Origin of the sequence: Bradyrhizobium sp. WD16, assembly GCF_024181725.1 — a bacterium.
Classification (GTDB): Bacteria; Pseudomonadota; Alphaproteobacteria; order Rhizobiales; family Xanthobacteraceae; genus Bradyrhizobium_A.
Genome location: NZ_CP028908.1, coordinates 2,069,745 through 2,086,501 on the forward strand (window position 1 = coordinate 2,069,745; position 16,757 = coordinate 2,086,501).

The following is a 16,757-nucleotide window of genomic DNA, read 5'->3' on the forward strand; positions in this document are numbered from 1 at the left end:
AGCGAATGGTGACTTTCGTTTCCCGGCCGGACCCGTTAACACAGGGCCGGCGGCGGGACCCCTCCCGACCGCGATCGGCCGGAACCTGCGATCTTCTTATGAGCGACAGCGCCGCGGAACAACCCAAACAGAGCTGGTGGCGACGCCTGTCCAGCGGGCTCAAGCGTACCTCGGCCTCGCTTGGCTCGGCGGTGGCGGATCTCGTCACCAAGCGCAAGCTCGACCGCGCCATGGTCGAGGACATCGAGGACGTGCTGTTGCGCGCCGATCTGGGCACCGAGGTGGCGGCGCGGATCGCCTCGGCCGTCGGTCACGGTCGCTACGACAAGTCGATCTCGGCCGACGAAGTCAAGGCGGTGGTCGCCGAGGAAGTCGAGAAAGTGCTGGCGCCGGTGGCGCGGCCGCTCGAAATCGACGCGGCCAAGAAGCCCTTCGTCATCCTCATGGTTGGCGTCAACGGCTCCGGCAAGACCACCACCATCGGCAAGCTGGCGGCGAAATTCACCGCCGAAGGCCGCAGCGTCATGCTTGCCGCCGGCGATACCTTCCGTGCCGCGGCGATCGAGCAGCTCAAGGTCTGGGGCGAGCGCACCAGGGCGCCGGTGGTGGCGCGCAGCCAGGGTTCCGACGCCGCCGGCCTCGCCTTCGATGCGCTCAGCACTGCGACGGCAGAAGGCCGCGACGTGCTGCTGATCGATACCGCCGGCCGGCTGCAGAACAAGGCCGAGCTGATGACCGAACTGGAGAAGGTGGTGCGCGTGCTGCGCAAGCTCGACGCCTCGGCGCCCCATGCGGTGCTTCTGGTGCTCGACGCCACTGTCGGCCAGAACGCGCTGTCGCAGGTCGACGCCTTCGGCAAGACCGCTGGCGTCACCGGCCTCGTCATGACGAAGCTGGACGGCACCGCGCGTGGCGGCATTCTGGTGGCGCTCGCCGAGAAGTATCGCCTGCCGGTTCATTTCGTCGGTGTCGGCGAAAGCATCGACGATCTCGCTCCCTTCACCGCCGGTGATTTCGCCCGCGCCATCGCGGGGATCGAGTGAGGGCCGTGGGCGGCCCATCCCGTGAACCGCCATCAACCCGGACAAAAGATGAAGACATTCTCATCCGTCAGCGACCGCAAAGTCCCGCATCCGCTGTTCAAGCTCGCCACCGAACTCGGTCCTCTGGTGGTGTTCTTCATTGCCAATGCCAAAGGTAATTTGTTCATCGCCACCGCGGCATTCATGGTCGCGGTGGTCGCGGCCATGGCGGTGTCCTATGTGGTGACCCGGCATGTGCCGATCATGGCGATCGTTTCGGGCATCATCGTGCTGGTGTTCGGCACCCTCACCCTGGTGCTGCACGACGAGACCTTCATCAAGATCAAGCCGACCATCATCTACGGGCTGTTCGGCGCGATCCTCGGCGGCGGGCTTTTCTTCAACCGCTCCTTCATCGCCGTCCTGTTCGATCAGATGTTCAACCTGACGCCGGTCGGCTGGCGGCAGCTGACGTTACGCTGGGCGCTGTTCTTCGTCTTCATGGCGTTGCTCAACGAAGCGATCTGGCGCACCCAGAGCACCGATTTCTGGGTCGGCTTCAAGGCCTTCGGAGTGATTCCGCTGACCATGATCTTCGCCATGGCGCAAATGCCGCTGATCAAGCGCTACCATCTCGAGCCGAACACCGCCGACATGTCGGACAGTGAGCGCGGCGATATCGGGAACGCTTGAAGCGGCAACACTTGACCGGCGCGGGCGCGGTCCCCAGATTCGTTTCAACGCCAGTTCCACCCCCACCGAGAAGCCGAACCCATGGATGCCAAAGCGCCCGCCGCCCTCAGTCACGAGACCCGGCTCGACCGCCTCGCCGAAATCGCCGTCAAGGTGGGCCTGAGGCTGCAGCGCGGCCAGGAGGTGGTGATGACCGCGCCGATCGAGGCGCTGCCGCTGGTGCGGCGGATCACGGCACACGCCTACAAGGAAGGCGCCTCGCTGGTCACCACGCTCTATGGCGACGACGAGGCGACATTGTCGCGCTTCCGCTATGCCGATGATGCCACTTTCGATCGCGCCAGCGGCTGGCTCTATGACGCGATGGCGGCGGCCTTCAACAAGGGCGCGGCGCGGCTCGCGATCTCCGGCGAGGATCCGTCGCTGCTCTCAGGCCAGGATGCCGAGAAGGTGGCGCGCGCCAATCGCGCCCGGTCGGCGGCCTACAAACCGGCGCTCGAGGCCATCGTCAATTTCAACATCAACTGGAGCATTGTCTCCTATGCGACGCCGGCCTGGGCCAAGGCGGTCTTCCCCAACGATCCGCCCGAGGTCGCCCAGGCCAAGTTGTGGGACGCGCTGTTCAAGGCCTCGCGGGTCGACGGTGACGACCCCATCGCCGGCTGGCATCGGCACAATGCGGCGCTCAAGGCGCGCACCGACTTCCTCAACGACAAGCGCTATGCCGCGCTGCGCTTCCGCGGGCCGGGCACCGATCTCACCGTCGGCCTCGCCGACGATCACTGGTGGGAGGGCGGCGCCTCGCTCGCCAGGAACGGCGTGATCTGCAACGCCAATATCCCGACCGAGGAGGTCTTCACCACACCGCACCGGTTGCATGTGGACGGTACCGTGCGCAGCACCAAGCCGCTGTCCTACCAGGGCACGCTGATCGAGGACATTGCGGTCCGTTTCGCCGAGGGCAAGATCGTCGATGCCAGTGCGAAGCGCGGCATCGAGGTCCTCAACAAGGTGCTGTCGACCGACGAGGGGGCGCGGCGTCTCGGCGAGGTGGCGCTGGTGCCGCATTCCTCGCCGATCTCCCACAGTGGCATCCTGTTCTTCAACACGCTGTTCGACGAGAACGCTGCGAGCCATATCGCGCTCGGCCAGGCCTACAGCAAATGCATCCGTGACGGTGGCTCACTGACGCCGCAACAACTCACGGAGAAGGGCGCGAACACCAGCCTGATCCACATCGACTGGATGATCGGCTCGGGCGAGATCGACGTCGACGGCGTCCGCGCCGATGGCGGCGTCGAGCCCCTGATGCGCAAGGGCGAGTGGGCGTAAGGCGGCTTCTCGGCGGCGTCTGCGCGGCGCTCCTGGTTGTCGTCGCGCGGTTGCGGCTGCAATCAGCCTGTCACCCCTTCTCCGCTTCGCCGCCGGCATCGAGCCAGCCCTTGAAGCCGCCGAGGTTGTAGACATTGCCGTAACCCATCTCCTTGAGCGTCTTGCCGACCAGGGCGGAGCGGCCGCCGGAGGCGCAATAGGTCACGACGGTCTTGGCGCGGTCGAAGGCGGCGTCGTGCAGTGGCGAGTTCGGGTCGGCACGGAATTCCACGAGGCCGCGCGGCACTGCGACCGCGCCGGGAACCTTCCCGGAGGCCGCCACCTCGGCTGGCTCGCGCACGTCGAGAAACACCACGTCGGGGCGCCCAACCAGGCTCTTGGCCTCTTGTGGGCTGATCCGGGGCACCTGGGCGTCGGCTTCGGCGATCATGGCCTGGACAGTCTTCATCGGTGTTCCCTCCTGCATCTGACGCATCCGCATTAGAGCATGAACCGGAAAAGCGGGCACCCGGTTTTCCGGTGAAGGTCGGGCTCGATCGGCGGGACTGGGGGAAACCGGCTCATTCTGCGCCGTCATGGCCGGTCGGCGTCGCCCACAACAGAAAGCGCAGCGGCCCGGGCGTCACCGCATCGAAGGGCCAGCAGGTCGCGAGCACGAGATGCGATCCGGCAGCGAGCGGATCGATACCGGCCGCGTCGAAGCGCACCACCGCGCCGACCCCGGCGCGATAGCGGATCGTCCGGCCATCGCTGCGCGTGACGATGATCGTATCGCCGGGCGTGATCTTCTTCAGGAAGTCGAAATGGGTATCGCGATGGGCGGCGAAGACCGTCACGCCGCGTTCGCCTGCCGGCGGCGTGCCTTCGAGCTGCCCCGGTCCGAAGGCGAGCGCCTGGCCGTGGCTGCCGGCAAGCACGATGGCCTCGGCCCGCAGCCGGGGCACGCTCAGGCGGGCCACCGGCCAGGTGTCGGCCCATGGCCATGGCCTGACCGGTTCACCGTGCGCGAGGGTCGCGGCAAAGGCGCGCGACAGCAGCGCCTGGGCCAGCGCCGCCTTGGCGTGGATCAACAGCCCGTGGCCGGTGAGCGCCAGCCCGGCGGCGACCAGAGCCGCCGCGGCGCCGCGGACGACGACACGGCGGCGTCGCCCGCGATCGGTTGTGCTGTCGTCGACGACGCTGTTGGCCATGACGTCACGCGGCGAAGCGTCGACGGCAGGCGAACGTGACGAGGCCGAGCAGCGTCAGCACGGCGCCGGCGATCATGGCGAGGTCGGCATTGGTCGCGGTCTTCGGCAGCGTCACCATGGCTTGCGCCTGTGCCGGCGCGAGGTCCGCTTCGGCGCGGCGCTCGCGCGGCGGCGAAAGCTGCGATGGCCGTTCGCCGAACAGCTTGGCATAGTCCCAGCCGGCCGGAAGATTGATCGGCAGCTCGCTGACCTTGAGCGGCACGCCATCGGGCCGGCGCGGCGTGGCGTCAACAGCGACGAGGCTGGTGAGGCGGGTGACGAGCTGGTGCTGCAGGGCAAGAGCGAGGATTGCCTTGTCCGCGTCCTCGGGCGTCATCTGGCGAAGTGTGCGGGCGACTTCGGCATCGGCGATCTTGCGCCGCGCCCACACTTTCGACAATCCTTTGCCCTCGGCCGCGCGATCGAGCGGCAGCGTGACGCTCCAGGGCCGGTCGCCGATCCGGCCGTTGATGGTCACCGATCCGGCAAGGCGTCCCAGCCGCGCCGCCATCACCAGCGGCTCGCCGCGATAGACGTCCGGCAACGTCGCCGGAGTGAGGTCGGCACCGCTCTCGGAGAACTTCGCGGCAAGGCCGGTGACCATCGGATTTTCCAGCTTGGCGAACAACGAGCGCATGCGCTCCTCCACCTGATCGACCGAGCCGATCAGCGTGAAGGCGCCGCGGCCGAGTTCGGCCGCGCGTGTCATCAGATAGGTGTTCGGCGCCGAGCCGATGCCGATCATGAAGATGCGGGAGCGGCCGCGCAGTGCGGCGATGGTATCGAACAGCTGCTGCTCGTTGCCGATCGCGCCGTCGGTGAGGAAGACCACCTGCCGCAGCATGGCGACGTCGTCGGAGCGGCGGTCGCTGAGCGCGGTGCGCATTGCCGGCACCATCTCGGTGCCGCCATTGGCCTGCAGAGCCTCGACAAAGGCCCGGGCGCGGTCGAGATGCGCGGCATCGGCGGCAACGGGGTCCGCAAACAGCATGTCCATGGTGTTATCGAAACGAATGATGTTGAAGCGGTCACCGTCGCGCAGCCGGCCGAGAGCGTAGAGCAGGCTGGCCTTGGCCTGGATGATCGAGGTGCCGCCCATCGATCCGGAATTGTCGATGACAAAGATGACTTCGCGCGGGATGCGCGTCTCGCCGACCTCCTTCAGCGCCGGCGGTATCACGGTGGCGAGGAGATAGTCGGCGTCGCCGACATGCTCGCGGAACAGCCCGACGGACGGCATCTTGCCGGCGGCCTGCGTCCAGGTCAGCTCGAAGTCGCGGTCAGCGGGGACGGTGCCGTCAGCAAGGGTGATGATGCGCGTGGTCTCATCGGGAGCGCTCATGCTGACCGCATGGTGCGCACTCCTGACCTCGCCCAGCGGAAAGCCGGCCTGCAGCTTCACCGAAATTCGCGTCGGATTGACCGGTTCGTGTTCGGCGGGATCAAGCACCGGCGGCGAGATGCGGTCGCGATCCGGCACCGGGTCGGTCACCGTGTCGCCCCAGCCCCCGCCGGGGCGCAGAGCGGCGCTCTGGACCAGCGGCTGCGGATTGTAGCGCGGGCCGATGATCAGCGGCACACGCAGCGAAAAGCCGTCGGCGGCCTGGCGCACCGGCTCCTGATATTCGATCTGCACCAGCACGGTCTCGCCCGGGGCGATATTGGCCACTTCGTTGGTGAAGAGATTGGGCCGCTGCTGCTCGGTCAGCGCAGCTGTGCGGCCGTTGCGCTTCGCATCGTCATAGATCCGGCGTGCCGCCTTTCGCTCCTTGATGTCGCCGAGAATGACGCGATCGCCGACGATCAGCTTGAGGGTGTCGACCGCGGCCCCTTCGGGCAGCGGAAAGGCGTAGACGGCCTCCGCCCAATCCGGACCCGGATTGCGAAAAACTTGCGTGATGCGGGCGCGGATGGTTGGTCCGGACACCGTGAGGTCGACATCGATGCCGAGCCGCGGCGCGTCCGCATAACTCTCGCCGTGCCTGAGGAGCAGCGAGCCGGAGCGCACCTCGCCGGGCTTCATGGCGATCGGTACCGGGCCTTCGGCGCAGTGCCCCGCCGCCGGTGCGAGCATGACGGTGCAGAGGCCGGCGATGAGCGCGCCGATTACGCGCCGCAGTTTCGGCACATTCCAGGCGCGCCGCCAGCCTGGGAGCACGGTGAGGGGATGGATCGCGGCGGTCGCGGTGGCAGTCATGGCGTGAAGGTCCCTTTTGTGGTGGCGATCGGTCACGCCATTGTCGGCTCGCCCCGCCTTGGCGGTGAGCGTAACGATCTGGATTGTTCGCCCGCCGCGCGGCTGGGCTGTGCGGGTTTGTGAGCAAACGTGCGGGTGCTACAATTTCCGCGAATCCACCGGAGATCGCTCAAGGCCATGGCGGCGCCCGACAAACAGCTTTCGGCGGGGCAGAGCCGCGCCATCGCCGAGATGATTCGCGAGGAACTGGCGCGGCGCCGCATCTCCCGCCAGCGGCTTGCCGAAGAGGCGCGCATCAGCCTCTCGACTCTGGAAAAGGCGCTGGGCGGACAGCGCCCCTTCACCCTCGCCACCACGGTGCGCCTTGAGCAGGCGCTCGGACTCGCGCTGCGGGAGTTGCGCCAGAACGCAGCCCCGATGAACGGGGGCGATATCGCGCCCGATGCTCTCGGGGCCTATTCGCGCCGCGCGGTGGCCTGGATCGAGGGCAATTACGTCACGCTGCGGCCGTCCTTCGGCGGCGGCAAGGACGCGATCTACGCCTATCGCACCGAGATCGCCTGGGACGCTGCGGCCTCTTGCCTCGCGTTCCGCGAGAGTGAGCGGCTGGATGCCGCCTTCACCCAGCTCGGGGAAGTTGCGGTGCCGAACCAGTCGGGCCACGTCTATCTCGTCACCAACCGCAACGGACAGCACCGGCTGATCACGGTGTCGCGGCCGACCATCAGCGGCGAGATGTACGGCATCATCACCACGCTGCTCGCCGGCCGAGGCTCGCTGCTGACGCCGATCGCCGCACCGATCGCTTTCCTGCCGGTCGCAACCGTTCCGGCGCCCGGGTTCGGTCGGGTTCAGCCGGGGGAGGGATCATACGAGCTCTATCAGCGGCATCTCCGCCGTACCCTCGACGAGCCCTTCGCCCTGTTCGCTGGCGGATAGGCGCCGACTCGTGCCACCAGATGGAAAAATTTGGCGAAGTTTACCATTTGCTTAAACCCGCCGCTTACGATGCTACCTCTGCAAATCATTCGTAAGACGGCGGCATGGCGCTCTCTCGCTCGCGGAAATTCGGCCTCACCTTGGGCCCCAAGGCGGTGATCGGCGCGACGCTGCTGATCGTGCTCAATACCGCCCTGGTGATCGGCGCCGGCTACTGGTCGCTGGAGAGGGATTTCGCCGCGAGGGCCGAGCACGACATCGCGGTCAACCTGCGGACCCTGACGCTGGCCTTCGGCGAAGCTTTTCCGGAGGCCAGGATCCGGATGCATGACGGCGTGGTGGAGCGGATCGAAATCCCGCGCATGCCGGAGTTCAAAAGCCACGAGCTGGTCGACCGCGCGGTGTCCTATGTCGGCGGCACCGCCACGATCTTTGTCGCCGACCAGGCCGCGAAGCAGTTCGTCCGCCGCACCACCAATGTGAAGAAGGAGGATGGCGCGCGTGCCGTCGGCACCGCGCTCGCGCCCGATCATCCCGCCCAGGCGAGGCTACGCGCCGGCGGGGCCTATCTCGGTCCGGCGGTGCTGTTCGGTCATCGCTTCTTCACTGCCTATCAGCCGGTGATGAATCCCGCGGACCAGGTCATCGGCATCATCTATGTCGGGGTGCCGACCGCCGATCTCGATGCCATGCTCGGCCAGGCGCTGACGGCCATGGCCATCGCCGCCGTCTTCGCCGTGCTGCTCGTGCTCGGCCTGACGCTGTTGCTGGTGCGCCGCGTCACGCGGCCTCTCAGGGCGGTGACTCAGTCGCTGACGCGTCTCGCGGAGGGCCGCACCGATGTCGAGATCGGGCATGTCGACCGCGCCGACGAGATCGGCGCCGTCGCCCGCACCCTGGAAGTCTTCCGCGCGGCGCGGATCGAACGCCATCGGCTCGAGCAGGAGCGCGTCGAAACCGAGCAGTGCACCATGGCGGCGCGCAAGGCGGAGATGAACCGTTTCGTCGACAACTTCCGCGCCCGGGTCGGCGGCATCATCGAGCGGGTTCTCGGCTCGGCCAGTCGTTTCGAAGAAGTCGCGGTCCAGCTCTCCGGCACCGCGCGGGCAACCGCCGACATCGCGCTGCGTTCGGCCGAGGCCTCGCGCCGCGCATCCGATCATGTCCGCGCCGCGGCCAGCGCCTCCAGCGAGCTGTCCGGCTCCATCGCCGAGATCAATCGTCGGGCTCGCGAATCCAGCGGCATCACCGCCGAGGCGGTCAGCCAGGCGGGCGTCACCGGCGAGCGCATGACCGAGCTCGCCGGCGCCGGCAGCCGGATCGGCGAAGTCGTCAAGCTGATCACCTCGATCGCCGAGCAGACCAATCTGTTGGCGCTCAACGCCACCATCGAGGCGGCGCGAGCCGGCGATGCCGGCCGCGGCTTCGCCGTGGTGGCGCAGGAAGTGAAGAATCTCGCCGGCCAGACCGCACGCGCCACCGACGAAATCAGCGCCCACATCGTCAATATGCAGCGCGCCACCGGCGAATCGGTTGCGGCCATCGGCACCATCGGCGCCACTATCGGACGTCTCAGCGGCATTGCCAATTCGATCTCGGCCGCGGTGGAGCAGCAGGGCGCGGCCAGCCACAGCATCGCCGACGCAGTCAATGCCGCCTCCAGCGATACGGTGACGGTGGCCGACGAGGTCGGCGGCGTCGCCGCGCGGGCCGGGGAGACGCAGACGAGCTCGAATGAGATGCTGGCGGCGGCGAAGGAGCTGACGAGCGAGAGCGCGCGCCTGAAGGCCGAGGTCGAGGAGTTTCTCGCCAGCATGCGTGCGGCCTGATCGAGGGCGTCTGGCGCGGGCGGCACGGCGCCCTGTTGCACGGTATGGTCCCGATCAGGACGTAAAGCCGACCTTGACGAAGAAGGCCAGCATGCCGGCGCCGCCGGCGGCGAAGATCAGTGCGAACACGAGCGGCGCCAGGGCAGCCTGGCTGCCGCCAGCTTCGAGCACCGCTGCAGACGGCTCGGCGGGATCGTAATGCACGCTGACCAGCTGGCCTTCTTGATAGCGCGCCGCGGCGGCTTCGGCATCGGCGCGGCGGCCGAACACCGGCGTCCAGCCAAAGCCGATGGCGGTGCCGGTGAGGTCGCGTCCGCCGACGTGATAGGCATAGCGCAGATCGACATGGTAGCGGCGGACCCGACGCGGCGCGGCGGCCTGTTCGCCATCGTCGGGCCGCTCCTCGATGTCTTCTTCGACCACCGCGCAGCGCGTGATGCGGCCGGGGACATTGGGCCAGGCGGCGCTGGCGCGTGAGCGCCGGCGGTCGCCAAAGAACGAGACGACGCTTGCGCTTGCAACCGCAAGACAGGCTAGTGGCAGGCCGAACGCGAACAGCGGCACGCCCTTGGCGGTATAGAGCACGTGGCCGGCGATGGCGTGGGCGACGAGGATGGCGGCGATCGCAGCGAAGCTGAGGGCGAACACCGCCAGCGCGGCGACATTGCCGCCGTGGCCTGCCTCCAGCACGGCGCGGGCTGGATCGCGCGGGTCGACATAGACGTCGACCTTGGCGCCGATCGGATAGCGTGCCGCGTGCTTGGCCGCGAGCATGGGCGTCGTCAGGGCGGGGCCGCCGAAGCCGATCCGGTCGCACTCGTGGAGAGTGCCGCTGGCGTGATAGCGATAGCGGATCACGGCGGCGGCGGCGTCGTCGGTCGCGTCGTCGGAGGTGTGGGTCGACGGCAGGTCGACTCCCGAGGCGATGATTTCGCCTTCGACACGGCTCCAGCCCTTTGCGGCCTGCGCGGTTCCGCGCCGGCGCAGGAAGTTATGGAGGAAGCCGGCGGCGAGCAGCAGGCAGACGGCGGCGCCGACACGGGTCCAGAGCAGTTGGCTGGCGTCGAGCATACGCGGTGCCTCGGAACGGGATTGCCGCCGCGGTCTACTCGTGCGGCACGATCGTATAGGGCGTGGTGTAGGGCGCGACGCGCAGTGCGGCGTTGGCGATCACGCCGATCCTGGTGTCCTGCGCCGAGGCGGCCTGGGCGGTGGAGCCGACGATGATCGCGAGCGCCGCCGCCCGCCACTTTCTCCGTTCCATGATGGCCCTCATGTGCAGCCCGGCCGACAGGCATGGGTTCGCCCCACGCGATCATGCCTCGCCTTCTTTCGTCGCCGAGGGCCGCCGCCCGGTTCATCGCCCGGCCCGGGCATCCACCGTCGGTTCATTGGACGAGGTCATTTCGCCTGACGCAGAGACGCGCCGCGTCAACCCGGCCTTAACCGCATCGATCGATTGCCCGCAGCGATTTGATCGGCGCTAAGGCCAATCGCGTCATGGTCCCGCAAACACGATCGCCGGCACGCAGCGCGTGCCCGCAGAGGCGCAATCGCTAACGGCGGAGCCATACTGACGTGGCCCGACGCAAAGGAGCAACAGGATCATGGCTGACGCCAGCACCATCGCGATCGACACCTCGCTGCGCACAGAGCCGTCGTCGGCATCGAAGATGCAGGCCGTCCGCGCCAGCGATGGCGCGGGGCTGATCGCCAGGAGCGCCGCGGCGCTCGGCGCACCGGCGCCGAAGCGAGCCAGGGGACGCAGCGCGCTGGCGCCCGCGCAGCTGCGTCACGACCCGGAGGCAATCCGTCATGCCTTCGAGAGTGGCGAATATCCGTATCAGTCGCGGGTTCCGAACAAGATCTATCTGGAGCAGATGGCACGGCTGCAGGTGGAGCTGCTCAAGGCCCAGAGCTGGATCAAGCAGAGCGGCGAGAAGGTCGTGATCCTGTTCGAGGGGCGCGACGCCGCCGGCAAGGGTGGCACCATCAAACGCTTCATGGAGCATCTCAATCCGCGCGGTGCCGGCATCGTCGCGCTGGAGAAGCCGAGCGAGCGCGAACGCTCGCAGTGGTATTTCCAGCGGTATGCGGAGCATCTGCCTTCGGCGGGCGAGATCGTGCTGTTCGACCGGTCCTGGTACAACCGCGCCGGGGTCGAACGCGTGATGGGCTTCTGCACCGCCGGCGAGTATCTCGAATTCATGCGCCAGTGCCCGCAGGTCGAAACCATGCTGGTGCGCTCGGGTATCCGCATCTACAAATACTGGTTCTCGGTGACGCAGAAGGAACAGGTTCGTCGCTTCAAGGCGCGCGAGACCGACCCGCTCAAGCAGTGGAAGCTCTCCCCTATCGACCGCGCCTCGATCGACAAGTGGGACGATTACACCGAGGCCAAGGAGGCGATGTTCTTCTACACCGACACCGCCGACTGTCCCTGGGTCATCGTCAAATCCGACGACAAGAAGCGCGCCCGCCTCAACTGCATGCGCCACTTCCTCTCGACGCTGGATTATCCCAACAAGGACGAGCACCTGGTCGGCCATGCCGATCCGCTGATCGTCGGCTCGACCTCCCATGTGATCGGCCGGTCCGAGCATCTCCTCGGCAGGCTGACCCGCCCGCAGATGAAGCGCTCGAGCCCATAAGCCCGCCGCCGGAGCCTGCCAGGTAAGTCAGCTGCGTCGCTCGCCGGCATCCGCCGCCGTCACCTTAAGCTGCAGCACTTCGCCCTTGCGCAGCACGGTCGCGGGCAGACGTCGGCCGATGCGGTCGCGGTTGAGCAGCCGCGCCAGGTCGTCGCTGCCGCCGATGGCGACGCCGTCGAGGCTGAGCAGGATGTCGCCGCGGCGCCTCAGCCTTTTCGGGGCGCCGGCGCCGGAGATCACACGCCGGTCGAGCCGAAACCGCCGCTGCCGCGCGCGGTTTCCGAAAGCGTGATCACCGCGGTCAGTTGCGCCCGAGCCGCCTCGGCGATCACCATCTGCGCGATGCGTTCGCCGCGACGGATGGTGAAGGGAGCGTCGCCGTGGTTGATCAGCAGCACGGCGACCTCGCCGCGATAATCCGCATCGATGGTGCCGGGTGCGTTGAGCACCGTGATGCCGTGCTTGGCGGCAAGGCCGGAGCGCGGCCGGATCTGCGCTTCGAATCCCGGCGGCAGCGCGATCGCGAGGCCGGTGGGCACCAGCAGGCGCGCACCGGGGGCGAGCGTCACCGGCGCGTCGTCGGCGACGGCCGCAAGCAGATCGAGGCCGGCCGCGTGAGCGGTCTGGTAGGCGGGCAGAGGCAGGTCGCGGCCGTGGGGAAGCTGTAGGATTTCGACGGTGACGGGGCGCATGGGATCAATCTCCGGTAACGGTCTTCGAATGGCGGTGGCCGCCGTCAGTTGCTGGGGGCGAGAGCTGCGGCAATCCGCGCGACGAGCTGGGAGGCGACCTCCTCCTTGGACATGGCAGGCCAGGATTCGATCGGCCAGGCGGCGGGATCGGCGCCCTCGTGTTTCAACAGGTGAATGGTGTTGCGGTCGCCGCCCATGATGCCGGTCTGCGGCGAGACGTCGTTGGCCACCAGCCAGTCGCAGCCCTTGCGCGCGAGCTTGGCGCGGGCGTGATCGATCAGGTGTTCGGTCTCGGCGGCAAAGCCGATGACCAGTCCCGGGCGTCCATTGTTGCGGTGGGCGATGGTGGCGAGGATGTCGGGATTTTCGGCGAAGCTCAGCGCCGGCAGTCCGCCCTTCGTCTTCTTGATCTTCTGCTCGCCGGCATTGGCGACGCGCCAGTCGGCGACCGCGGCGGCGAAGATCGCGACATCGGCCGGCAGGGTGCCTTCCACCGCCGCCAGCATGTCGCGCGCAGTCTCCACCCGCTGCACCGTGACGCCGGCCGGATCGGGCAGGCCGACCGGGCCCGACACTAGCGTGACGCGTGCGCCGGCTGCCGCCGCCGCCGCGGCGATGGCGAAACCCTGCTTGCCTGACGAGCGGTTGGCGATATAGCGCACCGGATCGATCGGTTCGTGGGTCGGCCCCGCCGTCACCAGCACATGCCGTCCGGCGAGCGGCATCGGCACGGCGGGGCGCAGCAGCAGAAGTGCAGCCGCGGCGATCTGCAGCGGTTCGGCCATGCGCCCGACCCCGGCTTCACCGGCCTCGGCCATCTCCCCGCTCATGGGACCGATCAGGCGGATGCCGTCGCGCTGCAACTGTGCGGCGTTGCGCCGCGTCGCAGGATTGTTCCACATCTGCGGATTCATCGCCGGCGCCAGCAGGATCGGGCGATTGGCAGCGAGCAGGATGGCGCTGGCGAGATCGTCGGCGTGGCCATTGGCGATCTTGGCCATCAGGTCGGCGGTGGCCGGAGCCACCACGATGAGCTCGCAGTCGCGGGCCAGGCGAATGTGGCCGACGTCGAACTCGCTGCGGGGATCGAACAGGTCAGTGTAGCAGGGCTCGTGGGCGATGGCGCTGACGCTCAGCGGCGTGATGAATTGCTGCGCGGCGCGGGTCAGCACGCAGCGGACTTGAAGGCCGCGCTCCTTCAGGCGCCGGATCAGATCAAGGGATTTGTAGGCGGCGATGCCGCCGCCGATGATCAGCGTGATCCGTCCGCGGCCGCTCCCCGCCGTCGGCGAGGGCGCCTGATCGGCGGCCGGTGCCGCCGCAGGGGGGGCGCCGGCATCCGCCTCGGCCGCGGCGGCGCGCAGGATCATCCGGACCTCGTCCTCGACCGAGCGGCCGTTGCGCGCGGCCCGCAGGCGCAGCTCGGCCTTGATGGCCTCGTCGAGCTTGCGGATGGTCAGGCTGGCCATGGAGCGTCTTCTCTCGTTAATGCGAGAAGCGGTTTCTCGTCATGGCCGGGCTTGTCCCGGCCATCCACGTTTTTCAGGTCGAGAGGCTCCAAAGTCGTGGATGCCCGGCCCAAGGCCGGGCATGACGACGGAGTGAGGAGTGGCGCCACCGGCATCTTTGTCATTCCGTTGTCGCCGCCCGGCCTCTCGGAATACTGGGGCTCCCGCTTGAAGCGGGGGGCAGAGCTGAAAGGTGCCGGAGGATAGCGTAATGACAGCAATGCAATCAATGCCATGATTGCATTGCTAGCACATCAGCTCAGCTTCCAGAGGATGGCCAGGAAGGCGACGGCGATGACCCACAGGGCCAAGGTCTGCCAGCGGTTCTGCCGGGCTTCGGCCCGGCCGATCGCCTGAACCGTTTCGGGTGCCAGAACCAGGCCGTTGCGGGTGATGGCATCGAGCTGTTCCAGCGTCGACACCGTCCGCGCGGCGATCGCCGGCAGCCCCGCGGCCACCCGGCCGAGCTGACCGGCGCCGGCCACCGCGCCCTCGATCCGTCCCACCGGGCCGAGATTGCGCTCGATCCAGGCCCGCACCACCGGTTCGGCGGTCTTCCACATGTCGAGCCGCGGGTCGTAACTGCGGGCGACGCCTTCGACCACCACCATGGTCTTCTGCAGCAGGATCAATTCGGGCCGCGTCCGCATGTCGAACAGAGCGGTTACCTCGAGGAGCAGCGTCAGCAGGCGCGCCATGGAGATCTCGTCGGCGCGGCGATTGTGGATCGGCTCGCCGATGGCACGGATTGCCTGGGCGAAATTCTCGATCGAGTGGTGCGCCGGCACGTAGCCGGCCTCGAAATGCACTTCGGCGACGCGGCGATAATCCCGCGTGATGAAGCCGAGCAGGATTTCGGCGAGAAAGCGCCGTTCCTTCAGGCCGAGCCGGCCCATGATGCCGAAGTCGACCGCCACCAGCCGCCCGCTGGCGTCGACGAACAGGTTGCCGGGGTGCATGTCGGCGTGAAACAGGCCGTCGCGCAGCGCCTGCTGCAGGAAGCTCTGGATGATCTTGCGGCCGAGATCGGGCAGATCGACGCCGGCGACTTCGAGTCGTGCTCGGTCGCTGAGCGGAATGCCCTCGATCCATTCCATGGTGAGGACATGATGGCTGGTGCGGTCCCAGTCGACGTGGGGCACACGGAAGTCGGCGTCGTCGCGGGTGTTCTCCGCCATCTCCGACAGCGCGGCGGCCTCGAGCCGCAGGTCCATTTCCATGGCGACCGAGCGCGACAGCGTCTCGACGATTTCGATGCTGCGCAGCCGTCGCGCCTCCGCCGACAGCGATTCGGCGGTACGGGCGGCGAACATCAGCGCACTGAGATCGCGCCGAAAGCGTTCGGCGATGTGTGGCCGCAGGACCTTGACCGCGACCTCCTGGGGCAGGCCGTCACGCAGCACCTCGGCGCGGTGCACCTGGGCGATCGAGGCGGCGGCCACCGCCGGCCCGAAGTGCAGGAATGCCTGCGCCAGCGGCCGTTCGAGCGACGCCGTCACCACGGCCTCGGCTTCTTTCTGCGAGAAGGGCGGCAGCCGGTCCTGCAGGCGCTCGAGGTCGCGCGCCATGGCGACGCCGACGACGTCGGGTCGCGTCGCCAGCACCTGGCCGAGCTTGACGTAAGTCGGGCCGAGCCGGGTGAGGGCGCGGGCGAGCCGCGGGCCGGACCTGGCGTCCCTCCGTTCGATGATGCGCGCAAGCCGAAGCAGCAGCCGCAACGGCGCCGGCAGCGGCTTGGGGTCGACCACGGCAAAGGTGCCCTCGCGTGCGACCACGAAGGCGGCGCGGGTCAGCCGCAAGACATGGGGTATCGAGGAGATCACAAACGCCAGCCCGAATGCAGCGCGACGATACCGCCCGACATGGCGCGATGGCTGACGCGCGAGAAGCCGGCCGCGGCGATCATTTCGGCGAAGGCGGCGGGCTTGGGAAAGCGGCGAATCGATTCGACGAGATAGCGATACGACTCGGCGTCGCCGGTGACGGTGCGGCCAAGCGTCGGAATCACCTTGAAGGAATAGAAGTCGTAGATGCGATCGAGGCCGGGCATGTCGACGGACGAGAATTCCAGGCAGAGGAAGCGCGAGCCCGGTCGCAGCACGCGATAGGCCTCCTTGAGCGCCTGGTCGACGCGCGGCACGTTGCGGATGCCGAAGGCGATCGTATAGGCGTCGAATTTGCGGTCGGCGAACGGCAGGTCTTCGGCATTGCCTTCGATGAAGTCGACGCGGTCGTCGAGGCCGAGGGCGAGCGCGCGGTTACGCCCCACCTCCAGCATGTCGCCGTTGATGTCGCAGACGGTGGCATGAAAGCCGGCACCGGCGGTGCGCGCGGCTCGAAACGAGATGTCGCCGGTGCCGCCGGCGACGTCGAGCAGGGCGAAAGGCGCATCGCTGCGCGGCGGGTCGAGCGCCGTGACCGTGGCGTCCTTCCACAGCCGGTGCAGCCCGCCCGACATCAGGTCGTTCATCAGGTCATAGCGCGAGGCGACGCTGTGGAACACGTCGTTGACCAGCGTCTGCTTGTCGCCGAGCGGCACGTCGCGGTAGCCGAAATGGGTGGTTGCGTCCTGCTGATCCATCGGGGGTCCTGTTTTCGCGGCGGAACATAGCGCGCCGCCCCGGGGCGCGCTACAAGTCATGATCGTTAACGATCACCCCGTCCG

General features: G+C 67.9%; 16 protein-coding genes. 6 read left to right on the forward strand and 10 right to left on the reverse strand.

All coding sequences use genetic code 11. The features are described 5' to 3' along the window. Positions 1–98: 98 nt before the first annotated feature. The 3 genes from ftsY to DB459_RS09595 all read left to right on the forward strand — a co-directional run bounded on the left by ftsY (position 99) and on the right by DB459_RS09595 (position 3,047). Positions 99–1,043 carry a signal recognition particle-docking protein FtsY gene (gene ftsY, locus DB459_RS09585; protein ID WP_253712620.1) on the forward strand — a complete coding sequence of 315 codons (945 nt, stop codon included), beginning with the start codon at positions 99–101 and terminating at the stop codon, positions 1,041–1,043. Positions 1,044–1,091: 48 nt separating this feature from the next. Continuing rightward, on the forward strand, positions 1,092–1,715 hold the full coding sequence (locus DB459_RS09590) for a septation protein A (RefSeq protein ID WP_253712621.1): 624 nt from the start codon (positions 1,092–1,094) through the stop codon (positions 1,713–1,715). 81 nt (positions 1,716–1,796) lie between these two features. Beyond that, positions 1,797–3,047 (forward strand): aminopeptidase, encoded by a 1,251-nt coding sequence (locus tag DB459_RS09595; protein ID WP_253712622.1) that lies wholly within the window; start codon positions 1,797–1,799, stop codon positions 3,045–3,047. A gap of 70 nt (positions 3,048–3,117) precedes the next feature. Here DB459_RS09595 and DB459_RS09600 read toward each other — a convergent pair whose 3' ends face one another. The 3 genes from DB459_RS09600 to DB459_RS09610 all read right to left on the reverse strand — a co-directional run bounded on the left by DB459_RS09600 (position 3,118) and on the right by DB459_RS09610 (position 6,473). Then, positions 3,118–3,495 carry a rhodanese-like domain-containing protein gene (locus DB459_RS09600; RefSeq protein WP_253712623.1) on the reverse strand — a complete coding sequence of 126 codons (378 nt, stop codon included), beginning with the start codon at positions 3,493–3,495 and terminating at the stop codon, positions 3,118–3,120. 112 nt (positions 3,496–3,607) lie between these two features. Next, positions 3,608–4,237: a class GN sortase gene (locus DB459_RS09605; RefSeq protein ID WP_253712624.1), complete on the reverse strand. Its 630-nt coding sequence runs from the start codon at positions 4,235–4,237 to the stop codon at positions 3,608–3,610. A gap of 4 nt (positions 4,238–4,241) precedes the next feature. Beyond that, positions 4,242–6,473: a marine proteobacterial sortase target protein gene (locus DB459_RS09610; RefSeq protein ID WP_253712625.1), complete on the reverse strand. Its 2,232-nt coding sequence runs from the start codon at positions 6,471–6,473 to the stop codon at positions 4,242–4,244. A gap of 177 nt (positions 6,474–6,650) precedes the next feature. Between DB459_RS09610 and DB459_RS09615 the strand changes: the two genes are divergently transcribed. Then, positions 6,651–7,412 carry a helix-turn-helix transcriptional regulator gene (locus tag DB459_RS09615; protein WP_253712626.1) on the forward strand — a complete coding sequence of 254 codons (762 nt, stop codon included), beginning with the start codon at positions 6,651–6,653 and terminating at the stop codon, positions 7,410–7,412. A gap of 104 nt (positions 7,413–7,516) precedes the next feature. Further along, on the forward strand, positions 7,517–9,241 hold the full coding sequence (locus tag DB459_RS09620) for a methyl-accepting chemotaxis protein (RefSeq protein ID WP_253712627.1): 1,725 nt from the start codon (positions 7,517–7,519) through the stop codon (positions 9,239–9,241). Positions 9,242–9,295: 54 nt separating this feature from the next. Here DB459_RS09620 and DB459_RS09625 read toward each other — a convergent pair whose 3' ends face one another. Together DB459_RS09625 and DB459_RS09630 are read right to left on the reverse strand one after the other, a co-directional pair. After that, positions 9,296–10,312, reverse strand: a complete 1,017-nt coding sequence (locus DB459_RS09625; RefSeq protein ID WP_253712628.1) for a DUF3592 domain-containing protein — start codon at positions 10,310–10,312, stop codon at positions 9,296–9,298. Between the two features lie 34 nt (positions 10,313–10,346). Continuing rightward, complete coding sequence (locus DB459_RS09630) at positions 10,347–10,505, reverse strand: hypothetical protein (protein WP_253712629.1); 159 nt, start codon at positions 10,503–10,505, stop codon at positions 10,347–10,349. Between the two features lie 409 nt (positions 10,506–10,914). On the opposite strand from DB459_RS09630, the gene ppk2 reads away from it, so the two are divergent. Beyond that, positions 10,915–11,892: a polyphosphate kinase 2 gene (ppk2, locus tag DB459_RS09635; RefSeq protein WP_371926971.1), complete on the forward strand. Its 978-nt coding sequence runs from the start codon at positions 10,915–10,917 to the stop codon at positions 11,890–11,892. A gap of 27 nt (positions 11,893–11,919) precedes the next feature. Here the strand turns inward: ppk2 and DB459_RS09640 are convergent, their stop codons facing one another. From DB459_RS09640 to ubiE, 5 genes are all read right to left on the reverse strand, one after another. Further along, on the reverse strand, positions 11,920–12,132 hold the full coding sequence (locus DB459_RS09640; protein ID WP_253712631.1) for a PDZ domain-containing protein: 213 nt from the start codon (positions 12,130–12,132) through the stop codon (positions 11,920–11,922). Continuing rightward, positions 12,129–12,584 (reverse strand): dUTP diphosphatase, encoded by a 456-nt coding sequence (dut, locus tag DB459_RS09645; protein WP_253712632.1) that lies wholly within the window; start codon positions 12,582–12,584, stop codon positions 12,129–12,131. Before dut ends, DB459_RS09640 begins: the two co-directional genes overlap by 4 nt. A gap of 44 nt (positions 12,585–12,628) precedes the next feature. After that, positions 12,629–14,053: a bifunctional phosphopantothenoylcysteine decarboxylase/phosphopantothenate--cysteine ligase CoaBC gene (gene coaBC, locus DB459_RS09650; protein ID WP_253712633.1), complete on the reverse strand. Its 1,425-nt coding sequence runs from the start codon at positions 14,051–14,053 to the stop codon at positions 12,629–12,631. A gap of 293 nt (positions 14,054–14,346) precedes the next feature. After that, positions 14,347–15,915, reverse strand: coding sequence for a 2-polyprenylphenol 6-hydroxylase (gene ubiB / locus DB459_RS09655; RefSeq protein ID WP_253712634.1), 1,569 nt, complete (start codon positions 15,913–15,915; stop codon positions 14,347–14,349). Continuing rightward, entirely contained in the window at positions 15,912–16,673 is a 762-nt protein-coding gene (gene ubiE, locus DB459_RS09660) for a bifunctional demethylmenaquinone methyltransferase/2-methoxy-6-polyprenyl-1,4-benzoquinol methylase UbiE (protein WP_253712635.1), read from the reverse strand. The genes ubiB and ubiE overlap by 4 nt, the downstream gene beginning before the upstream one ends. Between the last annotated feature and the right edge of the window lie 84 nt (positions 16,674–16,757).